This window comes from Streptomyces sp. NPDC036815 (assembly GCF_055609205.1).
In genome coordinates this window covers 78,944-92,522 of sequence record NZ_JBVJPW010000002.1, presented here as the reverse complement: position 1 = coordinate 92,522, position 13,579 = coordinate 78,944, and the positions used below count along the sequence as shown (strand labels likewise).

Genomic DNA, 13,579 nt, shown 5'->3' with positions numbered 1-13,579 from the left:
CATGAGGGCCCGCCGCTACCCTCCGCTTGTCGGCCAGTTGCGGGAGGGCGCGAGCATGGTGCAGCAGACATGGAGCAGCGATCGCAGACTGACTGCGATCAGCAGAGCAAGTCTCTCGGTTCCTGCACGGCAGGCCATGATCGACAAGCAGGTACTCCCCGGACTCACCGTTCTCGACTACGGCTGTGGCCGCGGTGGCGATGTACGTGCGCTCCAGCAGCTGGATTGCCAAGTAACCGGCTGGGACCCGTTCTACCAAGCCGACACCAGGCTGGAGCCAGCGGACGTCGTTCTCCTCACCTACGTACTCAACGTCATCGAAGACCCACAAGAGCGACGCAAGACCCTGCAGGAGGCGTGGGACCTCGCCGGAACAGTCCTCATCGCCTCCGCACGACTGACGTGGGAAAAGTCGAAGGTCAGGGGAGAGGCATTCGGCGACGGCCTGCTCACCAGCCGACAGACCTTTCAACACCTCTTCGGAGCAAGCGAGCTCCGCACCTACGTCGAGGAGGTGACTGGCGTACGGACAGTCTCCGCAGCACCAGGCATCGCCTACGCCTTCAAGGACGAGAGAGCGCGGCTCAGTTACCTTGCTCGACGGATCGTTCCTGATGCGGAGTGGCTCGCATCCGAGGACACGACCTCAGCGATCGCAGCGGTAGTTGATCACGCCGAACGCCGCGGGCGGCTGCCTCGGATGGAAGAAGTTCCCCAGCCCATGGCTGAGCTCCTCGGCCACCTACGCCCTAATGAGGTACGTCGGCTCGTACGGGACTCTGCCGACTCCGGCAAGGTCGAAGAAGGCGGAAAGCGAACCACGCTGAACACGTTGCTCTTCCTTGCTGTCGAGCTCTTCAACGGCCGCGGCCCCTTCAGTAGCCTCCCGCTCAGCGTCCAACTCGACGTCCGCGCCTTCTTCTCTTCCTACAAGGAAGCCTGTCAGCGGTCTGACCGGCTGCTGCTCAAGCTGCGTGACGACACATACATCCGCGGAGCTATGAACGCCTCCGTGGTCGGAAAGCTGACCCCGACTGCCCTGTACGTCCACCAGCGCGCAATCGACCGGATGCCCACGGTGCTACGCCTCTACGAGCACTGCGCCTCGATCGCCGCCGGCCGCCCGCAGGAATGGGCCCTGGCCAAGCTCCGCCACCAGGGCCGGGCGGTGAGCTGGCTGGATTACCCAGAATTCGACACCGACCCGCACCCGCGGACACTGTCCTCGTACCACGTGGACTTGAAGACGCTGGAGGCGTCCTTCACCTCGTACTCGGACTCCCTGAACCGACCTCTACTGCATCGCAAGCACGAGTTCCTGGCACCAGATGATCCGGACGTCGAGCGGTACAAGAGGCTCACGGCAGCGGAGGTGAAGGCGGGGCTGTACGACCACCCTCACCTCATCGGCACGGAGAACGGGTGGGAAGCCGAGCTCGCCCGCTGCGGCCGGGAGCTTCGCGGCCACCGATTGATCCGGCGTGCTGAGGACTGATGGACTAGGCGGAGTCCGGTTGCATCTGCACGATCATGTCTGCCAGTTCCTCAGCGTCCAGGTCGGCAGCTTGGCTCGGGAACCAGGACAGGCGGAGTCCATTCGATGCCAATTCCTCTGGCAAGCCCATGGCGGTGAGCACGTGACTAGGGGTGTACGACGCGCTCGTGCACGCGGAGCCGGTCGCGACGGCAACGTGCTCCTTCAGCCGGACGATCAGAGCCTCGGCGTCGACACCGTCAAACGACAGGTTGAGGATGTGCGGGACAACGTGCTCTTGATCGCCGTTGATGTGGAAGCGAGTCTTTGCCAGCGCGTCCAAGATTCGGGTGCGGAGTTCCGTGGCGCCCTTGCTCCACTGTGCGTGTTCCTTCTGGAAGAGCTTCGCCGCCTCGGCTAGCCCCATGATCAGCGGCACGGCCAGTGTTCCAGGACGCAGTCCGCGCTCCTGACCGCCACCGAACATGATCGGCTGGAGAGGCAGCTCGTCAAAGCCTCGGTCGCGGGCAATCAGCATCCCCACCCCCTTCGGGGCGCCGATCTTGTGGCCACTGACACTGATCAAATCGATGGGTGCGGTGAGATCCTGCGGCAATTTCCCATAGCCCTGGGCCGCGTCCACATGGAGGAAGGTCGGCGTCTTACGCAGCCGCTCAGCGAGCTCGAGCACGGGCTGGACGACACCCGTCTCGTTGTTGACGTGCATCAGAGAGACGAGGAGCGTGTCTGGGCGTAGCCGGTCCATTACTGCATCGACGGATACGCGTCCTGACGGGCCAGGTTCGATAAAGTCGACTTCGAAGCCACGGGACTGAAGATGCTCCAGCGGCTCGATGACTGCCTTGTGCTCAATGGCGGATGTGATGATGTGACGCCGGTCACTTTGCTCGCCGTAGGGGGCGAGGCCGAGCAACGCGATGTTGTTGCTCTCGGTAGCCCCACTCGTGAAGATCAACTCGTCTGAATCGGCGTTGAACGTGCTGGCCAGGAACTCGCGCGCCTGCTGCACCGCCCGCTTCGCGCGGCTGCCGTATCCATGGGTACGGCTGCCTGCGTTGCCGAAATCCTCGGTCATCCAGTGCAGGACGACTTCCGCCACGCGCGGGTCCACGCGCGTGGTTGCTGCCGCGTCGAGATACGTCACCACTAGCCCCACCAGACCTCTGTGCGTTAATCCAGCACACTGTGTACGTCTAATACCTGACGTACGATACCGTTGCGTAGGTGGGATCACCGTCACCTTCGCAGCTCGTTGACACCGCCACGTCCTCCGGTTTTGAGTACATCTTTCCAGCCATCCGGGGCATCCAGGCGGGGCGCGAGTTCTACGTGTCCATGTGTCCGCTTCGACTCATCCCGAAGATCTTCCTCTTCGACGAAGATGAGCTCGCGCCTGAAGTCCGCGCCCAACGGGTGTTGAACAAGGGGCGCCTCCCGGCTCTCACTCGCTACATCATCGACAATCCGGACAACTACGTCTTCAGTGCGCTGACCGCTTCTGTCGACGGGGAGTTGCACTTCGAGGGCATCACCGACAGCGGAGTCGGCATGCGCGCCGGCCAGATCCGCATCCCGATGGCGGCCCGCTTCCTCATCAACGACGGTCAGCACCGACGGGCAGCGATCGAGCAAGCACTCAAGGAAAACCCTGAGCTCGGTGAGGAGACGATCGCTGTCGTCTTCTTCCGCGACTCAGGTTTAGCCCGCTGCCAGCAGATGTTCGCCGACCTCAACCGCCACGCTGTGCGACCGCCCCGGTCCATCGGGGTGCTCTACGACCACCGAGACGACCTGGCGATCATTGCCAGGCTCCTCGCGATGAGGTGCCCTGTCTTCAAGGGGCATGTGGAGATGGAAAGCAGCACCCTCGCCCAGAGGTCTCGCAAGCTCTTCACCCTCAGCTCTGTCTATTCCGCCACTCAGTCGCTGCTGCAAGGGCTGGAGATCAAGAAGGAGAAGGCGCAGGAGCTCGCCGAGCAGTTCTGGGAGGCCGTCGACGAGGTCATCCCTGAGTGGGATCTGGTGCGCCGCCGGGAGCTGGCAGCAGCCGAGGTACGCAAGGACTACATCCATACCCACGGCATCGCCCTCCATGCCATCGGCCGGATCGGCAACACCCTTCTACGGAGTTCTGAAGCTCCCAAGGTCTGGCGGCCGAAGCTGATTCGATTGAAGTCAGTGGACTGGACTCGAACCAATTCGGACTGGGAGGGACGCGCGCTCATCGGCGGCCGCGTGTCGAAGAGCCACCAGAACCTGACCTTGACTGTGAACTACCTCCGACAGCACATGAAGCTCCGGCTGAGCCCCGAAGAGCAGCGTGTTGAGGACGCATATCTACGAGGAGACGCATGAGCACCGCGACACGGACCGCCCCCTTCCAGGGGCGGCGTATCTCTGACGTCGTGAACGAGCTGACGGAGGAGGTCCGCGAGCTCTATACAGCGGACGAGGTGCCCTGGGTCATCGGTTACAGCGGTGGTAAGGACTCCACGGCTGTTCTCCAGCTGGTGTGGCTCGCACTGAAGGACCTGCCGGCCGAGCAGCGGACCAAGCCGGTGCATGTGATCAGCACCGACACTCTGGTGGAAAACCCGGTGGTCGCCGCCTGGGTCTCCCGGTCGCTGGAAACTATGGGGAAGGCAGCACAGGAGCAGCAGCTCCCCATTGAGCCGCACCGCCTGACGCCTAAGGTTGAGGACACCTTCTGGGTCAATCTGATCGGCCGTGGCTACCCGGCTCCTCGTCCGAAGTTCCGCTGGTGCACAGAGCGAATGAAGATCCGGCCTTCAAATACCTTTATTCGCAAGGTGGTTCGTCGCCACGGAGAGGCCATCCTCGTCCTCGGAATCCGCAAGGCCGAGAGTCAGGCTCGTGCCCGCGCCATGGCCAAGCATGAGAAGGGCCGAGTGCGGGATCGTCTCTCTCCTAACGGCAACCTTCCCAACTCCCTTGTCTACAGCCCGATCGAGGACTGGACCAATGATGAGGTCTGGATGTTCCTCATGCAACAGTCCAACCCTTGGGGCCATAAAAACAAGGATCTGCTGACCATGTACCAGGGCGCGTCCAGCGACTCCGAGTGCCCCCTAGTCGTGGATGACACCACCCCGTCGTGCGGCGACAGCCGATTCGGCTGCTGGACCTGCACCCTCGTCGACCAAGACAAGTCGATGTCTGCCATGGTCAAGAACGACCGGGAGAAGAAGTGGATGGAGCCTCTCCTGAAGCTCCGAGACGAACTCGACGACGTGTCGAAGGAGAAGGAAACCCGCGACTTCCGACGCATGGACGGCCGTGTTCAGCTCTTCAATGAGCGAGTCATCCCAGGGCCCTATACCCAGGCTGCGCGCGAGAATTGGCTCCGCAAATTGCTTGAGGCTCAGGCAATCGTACGGAAAAAGGCTCCGGACGACATGAGCAACATCGAGCTGATCACGATGGAAGAGCTTCATGAGATCCGTCGGCTCTGGGTCTTCAAGAAGCACGAAGTTGAGGACTCTCTTCCTCGGATCTACGAAGAGGCCACCGGCGAAAAGTTTCCCGGTAAGCCACTGGATGAACAACTCGTCATCCGTGCAGGCGAGATCGAACTCCTGCGGGAAATCTGCGGCGATGACGAAATCCACTTTTCGATGGTGCGTGAACTGCTCGCCGTTGAGCGGGAGTACCGGACCAAGACTCGTCGCACTGGACTCTTCGAGGCACTCCAGAAGGTGATTGAGAAGGGGTTCTACGAAGACGAACAGGACGCAACCGAATTCGCCAAACGTAAGCGAGAGGCTCTTCAAGGCGGCACCGCGACGGTCCCCAAGCCCAAGTCTGAGCCCGAGCCCCAGGTCCTGCCGCTAGACGAAAAGACGAACGACAATGCTCCTGCATAACATCACCCTGCGTGACTTCGGTGCATACCAAGGTGAACAGCGACTCGAACTGCGCACGGAGCCCGAGCAGCCGATCGTCCTGATCGGTGGCTTGAACGGTTGCGGCAAGACGACACTGCTCGACGCCATCCAACTGGTTCTGTACGGGCCCAAGGCAGACTGCAGCGGTCGCGGCAGTCGCGCATATCTCGACTACCTTCAGCAGTGCATCAACCGGAAAGCCAACATCGCCGAAGGCGCTTCGGTCACCCTGGAGTTCTCCATCAAGGTGGAGGACAAAGAACGTGAATACAGGGTGAGCAGGAACTGGTACGTCAGCGGAAAGGCTGTGAAGGAAGTCCTCACAGTCCTCGTCGATGGAGAGTTTAGTCGCACCGTTACTGACGGATGGGCAGATCACGTCGAGACGATCCTTCCCATCGATGTGGCATCTCTCTTCTTCTTCGATGGTGAAAAGGTTGAGTCCCTCGCGGACCCTGAGCGTGCAGCAAAGGTCATCGAATCCGCGATCCAGTCCCTGCTCGGGGTAAGCGCGATGGAGCGCACCCGGAATGACCTCAAGGCACTCCAGAACCGGCAGCGCCTTTCCGAGGAGAACCAAGAGGTCATCGACAGGATCCGGGAGCAGGAGCAGGAGCTGGCGCAAGCCACTCAGGCTGCCGAAGATGTCGGCCAACAGGTTGCTGGACTCAAGACGGAGCTGGCCGTCCGCAGGTACGATCTCCACAAGGTCGAGAACGATTTCGCTCGGGCTGGCGGTAAGGAGTTCGAGCGCAGCAAGGAGCTGGAAGCCGAGCGCGATCGCATCGCAGAGCAGGCCAAGGCAACAAACAAGGCTCTCGTTACCCTCGCCGAAGGTTCTCTCCCTCTTCTGCTGCTCGAGGAGCAGCTGGTGGGGGTGAAGGAGCAAGCACGGCTTGAAAAGGAAGCAGACGATGCCTCCCGGGTCGTCGACGTCCTGGAGCAGCGAGACGACTGGCTGCTCGACCAGCTCACGGACTCGCTGTCCGCAGAGGCACGTAAGGCCCTCAAGAGGAAGTTGACCAGCGAGCGAAAGAAGCGCGCGGCCGCAGCGGACCTTAAGCAGAGCCTCGGGCTTCCGCACGATGCGCTGCTGCAGCTCTCTGCTCTGGACCAGGCTCTGGCCAGTGACACTGCTCGGGCGCGTGAACTGTTGAAGGAAGCCGCAGACGTGGCAGCGGCCTTGGAATCGGCGGATCGACAGTTCGCCGCCGTCCCTGACGACGTGCTCATCAAGGACCTCGTAGCCAAGCGCCAGGCGGCCTTGGAGAAAGTCACCGTCGCTCAGGCACAGGTACACCGTGGCGAAGGTCTGCACGCAGAGGCAGAAGCGCGCCGTGACCGGATCGCCGCGGAGCTGGATCGAGCACAGAAAGATCGCGCAGTAGCAGAGTGGCGCTCAGACTGGCTTGATCGAGTCATCAAGTACTCGGAGAAGGGCCGCGGCACCCTGGAGAAGCTCCGGGCAGCTCTCCTCAACCAGCACACTGAGAACGTGGAAGTTGCGGTCCTCAGGAGCTTCAACACCCTCATGCGCAAGCAGGGACTTGTCCGGGATATTCAGATCGACACGGACAAGTTCACCCTCTTGCTCACCAACTCGGACGGTGAAGCCATTGACCCCGGCAGGCTGAGTGCCGGCGAGCGGCAGCTCCTGGCTGTCTCGCTGCTATGGGGTTTGGCCCAGGTCGCGGTCAACCGCTTGCCCAGCATCATCGACACCCCGCTCGGGCGACTGGACAGCAAGCACCGCCAGCACCTCGTGGACCGCTACTTCCCCAAGGCAGGACGGCAGGTACTCCTCCTGTCCACAGACGAAGAGATCGACGAGCACCTGTTCAACCGCTTGAAGCCCTACCTCGCCCACACCTACACACTCGTTCACGACGATACGAACCTCACCACCACCGTTGAATCCGGATACTGGTGGACCGAGGGAGCCCAGCATGTCGCTTGAGACAATCCGCCTTTCCCAGACCGCTCGGGACCAGCTCGTCTGGCTCAAGAGGCATACAGGGATCACCCATTGGAACGTGCTGTGCCGGTGGGCGCTCGCCCTTTCCCTGCGGGATGGCTCGACTCCGCTGGTGAAGGAGATCGTCACCGACTCGAACGTCGAGATGTCCTGGAAGACCTTCGCGGGAGCGCACGGCGATACCTACCTCGCCCTCCTAAAGCAGCGTTGCATCGCTGATGGAGAAGAGCCCACAGACGAAGCCGTCTCGCGCACGCTCCTCGTTCACATCCACCGCGGTGTCGGGTTCCTCCACGGTCGACCAGACTTGAGGAGCATTAGCGACTTTGTGTCGCTCGCCGTCGCCTGACGCCAGGAGCCCGGTGGAAGAGGAGGCTACTCCTCTTCCACCGGGCTCCTGGCGTGATGTCACCTGATCCTTATAGGACGTCCTTGATCTTGGTCAGGTACTGCTCGGTGAAGCTGCCCCACCACTTCCGCAGTTCCTTGTACTGATCGATCGGCGTCTCATGCATGGACTCGGCCTTCGCGTACGCCACGAGGAGCAGTGTGATTGCTTCGATCGCACGGGTTGCTGTCGCCGACACGTTCGCCGGGCCACTGCTGGCGCCTCCGTCCTTCGACAGTATCTGCAGCGGTTCGTACATTTCCTGGTAGAAGTAGTGTCGCTGGTTCAGCCGGATGATCGTCTGGTCTTCGAGATGAGTGAGCTGGAACAGATCATCGCCCGGTACGTCGACTGTCTCGATCACGAACGGGAGGTCCTTGATCTCCTGTACGTAGGCAGCCTTCTCCTCTTCAGTCGAGCTCCGTCCGGCGTCCTTCGCCAGGTTGTCGTACTCCCTGTCCCGTTGGACCGGCGTGGGAACCTGCTTGACACGGCCCTTGGGCATCGTCCGCTCTGCGTTCTTGACGGCGCGTGCAATGGGTGCGTGCTCCCCGGACTTCACTGCGTCCTTGCGAGCCTCGACCCCCCAGACACGCTTGATCTCCTCGCGGACCTTCGGGATGATGCTCTTGGCGATGTTGTCCAGAGTCTTACGGAGCTCGTCAGCAGGCACGGCTCCGCGTTTCACATTGCGGACGCCCATCATCCGGTCCAACTCGGGCGTGAAGTGCACCTCAAAGCCGATGTACCGGTCCGGCGTCTCGATTGAACCAGGGAACAGTTTGGCCACGCGGCCATAGCTGATCTCCCGATCAAGTCGCATAAAGCTGATCTGAGCCTCTTCATTGTTGCCAGGCACCCGAAGCTTCTTGGCGAGTGCATCTCCACCGGCCCCCTTGTGCCGCAAGACCTCCACCGGCGCCAGGGTGATGACGACCCGGATCTTGTGATCCGACCCCTGGACCTTCACCTCCTCGTTGAAGAACACCTGGCCGTGGAAGTGCACGTCCTCGCCATTCGTGCGGGTGACCTCGCCGGCACGGGAGAGCTCCTCGGTGAGAACGTGGTCCACCCACGTGCCCTTCCGCAGGTATGTCGGATCGTGCGGCTTGAGGCTCAGCTGGTCGACGCTGATGCTGATCCCGCCACAGAGGAACTCGCGGAAGATCCGCGACAGTTCCTTATTCAGTTCGTTTCGAACATGGTCTGGCGTACTGCGGCCGTGGCCGTCAGAGACCCGGTCGATCTTCGACCACAGAACCAACGTTCCCGAGCCCTCAGGGAAGTGCTCCTCGAGGTGAGGGGGGAGGGGTTCGTCATCCGGCGGGTCGATGCCGACAGCCTCACCGCGCTTCTCCGCATCGACACTCTCAAGGAGGTCGAAGGACACGTGCCTGATGGCATCACTTCCGGCCGTACGTGACCAGGCTTGGATACGCGTTCCCACACTGAGGCTGGCGAGTTTCGCCCCCACACCGAACTTGCCGATGGTCTTCTCGGACATGAACCGCTTCGAAAAGCCCAACTGTAGGTAGTGATGCAGGGTGTCGTCATCCATACCTTCGCCATCATCGATGAAGGCGATCTGGTCGATGGCCTTCCTGCGCCCCTTCATCACTTCTTCAGTGAGGATCTTGATGTTGTTGGCGCGGGCTTCGATGCTGTTGTCGATCACCTCACCCACGGCAGAGGGAAAGTTGTGTCCGGACTCGCGGAGGCTCAGCAGGGCCTGCCCGGAGAGGACTACGGGGATGGCGCCCCTGTTGCTGTTGGTCATGGCTTGCTCCTGATCTACGGATTGCGGGGACGGGGCAGGGCGCGGAACAGCGCCCGCTTAGTGGCCTGCTCGGGGCAGAAGGGGCAGCGGCGGCCTGTGCCCGCAGGGCTGGCAGGGTGGATCTGGTTCGTGACCGAGCCCTCCGCGGAGGCGTACCGGTGGTACCAGAAGGATTCGATCGCGTAAGCCTGGTGGCGGTCTCGGGCCGGTGCGCACACGTAGTGGGTGGCGCGACCGATCAGCGGATGGCGTGTCAGGCGGCGCCGGAGGCAGGTGTCCGAACGTCCGACGTACAGAGCGTTCGTCTGCTGCTCATCATGGCGCAGCAGCAGGTATGCACCGATGGTGCCGACCGGGATCTGCATGCGCACAATGGCCCGGGTGAACCGGAAGGCAATGCTCGCGCTGCCTTTGTACGGTTCGCCGATCTGGATGGTGGGGGCGCTCACACTGTGTCCGAGAGCAGTCTCTCGGCCTGTGCGCGCAGGGCGCGTCGGGTTCGCTCGACTGTCGCGACAGAGACCCTTGTCTGCTGCGCGGACGCAGATACGGTCGCCATGTCGAGCATCCCTTGAAGGCATCCCGGACCGTGTGGGCCGAGGGTTGATGCGAAGGCGGAGAGTTCCTGCAGAGTCTCGGCTACGACTGCCTGGGCTTCAGGGGTGTCGTACGTGATCATCTCGGCCTTGCGTGCGCCGTCGGTGGCCGTGGTGCATACGCGGCGGCGGGCTGCGTCAGCGAGCGGCCGGCATGCGGCAGCCTTGCGGGCGTTTGCCTGTGACCGGCGGATCGTGCGGCGTGCGTCGCTGATGACGTTGCGGCACAGGAGATCGGGATCTTCAGCCGCACGCTTGTGGCCGAGTGTGAGGTTAAGGGCGGTGTCGAGAACGTCGAGGTACTCGCCGTCCCAGGCCCTCTGCTTGTGCTTCTGGTACAGACGGCACATCACGTCGATGCGCACGCCGCTGAGCTGGAGCATTGAAGCCCCTCCCCGGGTGCCCGGCTGCTATGGGCCGGACCCACTCAGTTGTGACCCGCTCTCCCTTTGGCCGGCGTCGCCGTACGGTCGACTTCGGCATGAGCAGGTTCTTAAGACTGTAGAACGTGCCACCGACAGCCGCTGGCGGAACGCCTACATCTCATAGGGGACAGCTCAACAGCCCATCCCCTCACACGAGTTGCAACATTACGTGCGTGATCGGCTTCGCCGCAGGTCAGGGCCTGGTGCCAGCGGAAGATCGCAGACCTGCGGCGGGCGACTACCCCCACCAGGTAGCGTTGGGGCATCTTGGATCGGTGCTCTGGAGGCCCCTGCGTGAACGCGAAGACGATCACCTATAAGTACCCCGCTCACATCACGCAGCAGACTCCGTCAGGCAAGCCTCTGGTCTTCTTTGCCGCTCCGGCCACGCAGATTGACCAGTGGGTCGGGGTGCCTCAGCGCAGCCGTCTCGACAACGAAGAGACCATCGGTTTCCAGCGGCAGGAGAGCCCAACAAGGATTCGGGAGCTGTCGAGCTTCTACCACGACGAGCGCAACATCGTGCAGAACCCGCTCCTGGCCGCACCCCAAAGCGACACCTCTGTCACGTTCACTCCACTCCCTGACACGCCCGAGTTCGGCACTTTGATGATCGAGAGTGAGGACTTCAGCGAGACGTCCTTGCTGGAACTCATGTCCCGAGTGGTCGTACGCCTAGAGTCCCGCATGCCGGAGCTCAAGGAAGCCACGCTCGACCAGGAACGCCTCTCCTCGATCATAGACAGGGCGCGCAAAGAGCACGGCCTCGACGCCGTTGGAGAAGAGGACGACGAAGACGCCGAGGCATCAGCGGAGGAGGGTGGGAACGGTGACGACGCAGACGCGGCGAGCGTGCTGTTGACCGATGAAACCCACCTGATCGACTTCTACACTGAACTCAAGGGACGTATCAGAGTCCTCGAAGCCCTAGACGCAGACGCGAAGCCCAAGAAGATCCTCGGGTTCGACCGGGAAGCGATGATCAGCTATCTCAAGCCGGTCATGCTCGTGGACGGTCAGCACCGGCTGAAGGGCGCTGTACTTGCTGCGGCGAGTCTCGCCGAGAGCCAGGACGGAGAGGCATTTCTTCTTGAGGCTGCCGAGAACGGCCAGGACCCGGCGCAGGCGAAGGCGGCGTTCATCGCGGAACATGCGAGGCGTCTTCCGGTCTCCCTCTTGCTCGATCCCAGCCCGAGCGAGCACGTGTTCCAGTTTGTCGTCGTGAATCAGAAGGCCACGCCGATGGGTAAGGCCTTGCTTGGAACCATCGTGTCGACGAGCTTGAGCAAGGAAGAGCTGGACCCGGTAGCGCAGCGGCTCAAGGACGCCGGTATCAAGCTCGATGATTCTCAGGCCATCGCCTATCTGACCCGTGCTGATGAGAGCCCGTTCAAGAATTTCGTACAAACGGGCATTGCAGGGGATAACAGGGCCCTCCTGCAGTGGCCAGTCCTCAAGGGCCTCGTGGGCATCTTCCGTGAGTTGTCGGGCGGCAAGATCTACGGACAGAAGACCGACTGGGCACGCGTCTGGGGCAAGCACCACCTCGACGACAGCGCCCTTGTCGCCGATTTCGATACCCACGAGGAGAAGGCCGAGGAGTGGGCAAGGCCGGATGGGCCCTGGAGGGATGTCTTCATCAGGTTTTACTCGAACATCAGGGACAGGTTCGGTGCTGACGACCCGCAGGCCAAGAACGCCTGGGGCACTACGCAAAGCAACCTGTACAACAAGATCAGCCTCACGATCCTCGCAGCTGACTACTTCGAGTTTCTTCGCATGCACAAGCGGACACTGAACAGCATTGAGGACGTTGACTCCACCATGGCGGACTGGCTCGAAGGGGTCCAGGACGGTTACTTCAACCGTCTTTGGAACGTCGAGAAGAAGGACACGCCCCTTATCCGTAGGACCTGGAGCCGACTCTGGTACGACTACCGGAGGAATCCCGAGTCGCTGCCCAAGGAGGGCGAGTACAACCCCGCCGCTGGGGCGTGATGCAGCCTCAAGAGGTCGGTGAGTTTTTCGCCGAGATCAAAAACGCCTTGGACAGTAACTGGTCCGACGAGGCGCTCAAGACTCTCTCGAAGTACACGGTTCCAGAGGTCGTGTCCGGAAACCACGGCTGGCTCCTGCGCGGGGACCTGTCAACGGTCTGGGGACGATGGTTCATCGAGAGCTTGGTGGACCTTGCGCCGTATGAGCTCGACAGCGAACTCAGCATCGGGCACCTCCACGCACCCATACTCGAGTACTTCAATGCCGTCAGCCCGCAGGTCCCCGCGGACGAGCGGAAGAAGTACGCGCGCGTGCTGACGAAGTTCGCCTGGCAGCTCGTCGCCGCCAGGAGGAGGCGCAAGCGATCCGCGATCGGAGTCGCCATGCGTGAAGACTTGTGGGCTATGGGCCAACCAGAACCTCGGTGTTACCTGTGCGGGTACCTATTCGAGAATCACGCGCGAGATAAGTTCCTCGGAGTCGCTCCTGACGAGCCACCCATGCCGCCCCTGGTCGATTTCACGCGTCCTCGCGGCATGCGCGCCAGCCAGCTTTGCATCGAAGTGGATCACGTCATTCCCGTCGTGGAAGGCGGAAGGACGGCGATCGGAAACCTGCGCCTCGCCTGTGGGTGGTGCAACTCTGTCAAGAATAGATACACAAACATCTACGACACGATTCCGTGGTCTGCCGGGATATTCGATCACCAAGCCCTTGGCCCAGTGACGCAGCCTCAGCCCCTTTGGGTTCTGCGTACCGTAGCCACGCGCAGACGATGTGAATTCGTGGACGGATGCACAGCGAAGATCGAGGACAGTGAACTCTTCGCAGGACCGCGGAACATCAACGGTGCGCTAACGCCGGTCAACCTGGCCGTCTTTTGTGAGCAACACGATCCATGGCGTCTGGACAGGTGGATCGGGCCCAAGCGTCTTGCCGCCTCTCTCGCTACATAAGGGGATCGCTAGATCTCTGAACAGGATGCGCCGACTCGCTAGCAGCAAGGCTTGCAGCATGCGG

Annotated in this window: 11 protein-coding genes; 7 read left to right on the top strand and 4 right to left on the bottom strand. The window is 61.8% G+C overall.

Annotated features, from left to right (window positions below; genetic code table 11):
• Nucleotides 1–55 precede the first annotated feature (55 nt).
• Nucleotides 56–1,495, top strand: a complete 1,440-nt coding sequence (locus tag ACZ69I_RS06605) for a DNA phosphorothioation-associated putative methyltransferase (RefSeq protein WP_470830746.1) — start codon at nt 56–58, stop codon at nt 1,493–1,495.
• Nucleotides 1,496–1,499: 4 nt separating this feature from the next.
• Here ACZ69I_RS06605 and dndA read toward each other — a convergent pair whose 3' ends face one another.
• Nucleotides 1,500–2,642, bottom strand: a complete 1,143-nt coding sequence (dndA, locus tag ACZ69I_RS06600) for a cysteine desulfurase DndA (protein ID WP_470830745.1) — start codon at nt 2,640–2,642, stop codon at nt 1,500–1,502.
• A gap of 77 nt (nt 2,643–2,719) precedes the next feature.
• On the opposite strand from dndA, the gene dndB reads away from it, so the two are divergent.
• From dndB to dndE, 4 genes are read left to right on the top strand one after another with little or no spacing between them, the layout of a single operon-like run.
• Nucleotides 2,720–3,850, top strand: coding sequence for a DNA sulfur modification protein DndB (dndB, locus tag ACZ69I_RS06595; RefSeq protein ID WP_470830744.1), 1,131 nt, complete (start codon nt 2,720–2,722; stop codon nt 3,848–3,850).
• Nucleotides 3,847–5,379, top strand: a complete 1,533-nt coding sequence (gene dndC / locus ACZ69I_RS06590; RefSeq protein ID WP_470830743.1) for a DNA phosphorothioation system sulfurtransferase DndC — start codon at nt 3,847–3,849, stop codon at nt 5,377–5,379. The genes dndB and dndC overlap by 4 nt, the downstream gene beginning before the upstream one ends.
• On the top strand, nt 5,366–7,357 hold the full coding sequence (dndD, locus tag ACZ69I_RS06585) for a DNA sulfur modification protein DndD (RefSeq protein WP_470830742.1): 1,992 nt from the start codon (nt 5,366–5,368) through the stop codon (nt 7,355–7,357). Before dndC ends, dndD begins: the two co-directional genes overlap by 14 nt.
• On the top strand, nt 7,347–7,724 hold the full coding sequence (gene dndE / locus ACZ69I_RS06580) for a DNA sulfur modification protein DndE (RefSeq protein WP_470830741.1): 378 nt from the start codon (nt 7,347–7,349) through the stop codon (nt 7,722–7,724). Before dndD ends, dndE begins: the two co-directional genes overlap by 11 nt.
• Before the next feature lie 70 nt (nt 7,725–7,794).
• Here the strand turns inward: dndE and ACZ69I_RS06575 are convergent, their stop codons facing one another.
• From ACZ69I_RS06575 to ACZ69I_RS06565, 3 genes are read right to left on the bottom strand one after another with little or no spacing between them, the layout of a single operon-like run.
• Entirely contained in the window at nt 7,795–9,540 is a 1,746-nt protein-coding gene (locus ACZ69I_RS06575) for an ATP-binding protein (RefSeq protein WP_470830740.1), read from the bottom strand.
• A 14-nt stretch (nt 9,541–9,554) separates the two neighbouring features.
• On the bottom strand, nt 9,555–9,989 hold the full coding sequence (locus ACZ69I_RS06570; protein ID WP_470830739.1) for a hypothetical protein: 435 nt from the start codon (nt 9,987–9,989) through the stop codon (nt 9,555–9,557).
• The gene (locus tag ACZ69I_RS06565; RefSeq protein ID WP_470830738.1) at nt 9,986–10,519 is read right to left on the bottom strand and encodes a hypothetical protein; all 534 of its coding nucleotides are present in this window, start codon (nt 10,517–10,519) and stop codon (nt 9,986–9,988) included. The genes ACZ69I_RS06570 and ACZ69I_RS06565 overlap by 4 nt, the downstream gene beginning before the upstream one ends.
• 336 nt (nt 10,520–10,855) lie before the next feature.
• On the opposite strand from ACZ69I_RS06565, the gene ACZ69I_RS06560 reads away from it, so the two are divergent.
• Together ACZ69I_RS06560 and ACZ69I_RS06555 are read left to right on the top strand one after the other, a co-directional pair.
• Nucleotides 10,856–12,559: a ParB N-terminal domain-containing protein gene (locus ACZ69I_RS06560; RefSeq protein ID WP_470830737.1), complete on the top strand. Its 1,704-nt coding sequence runs from the start codon at nt 10,856–10,858 to the stop codon at nt 12,557–12,559.
• A complete protein-coding gene (locus ACZ69I_RS06555) occupies nt 12,559–13,515 on the top strand; it encodes an HNH endonuclease (RefSeq protein WP_470831063.1) in 957 nt (318 codons plus the stop codon). Before ACZ69I_RS06560 ends, ACZ69I_RS06555 begins: the two co-directional genes overlap by 1 nt.
• Nucleotides 13,516–13,579: the final 64 nt, after the last annotated feature.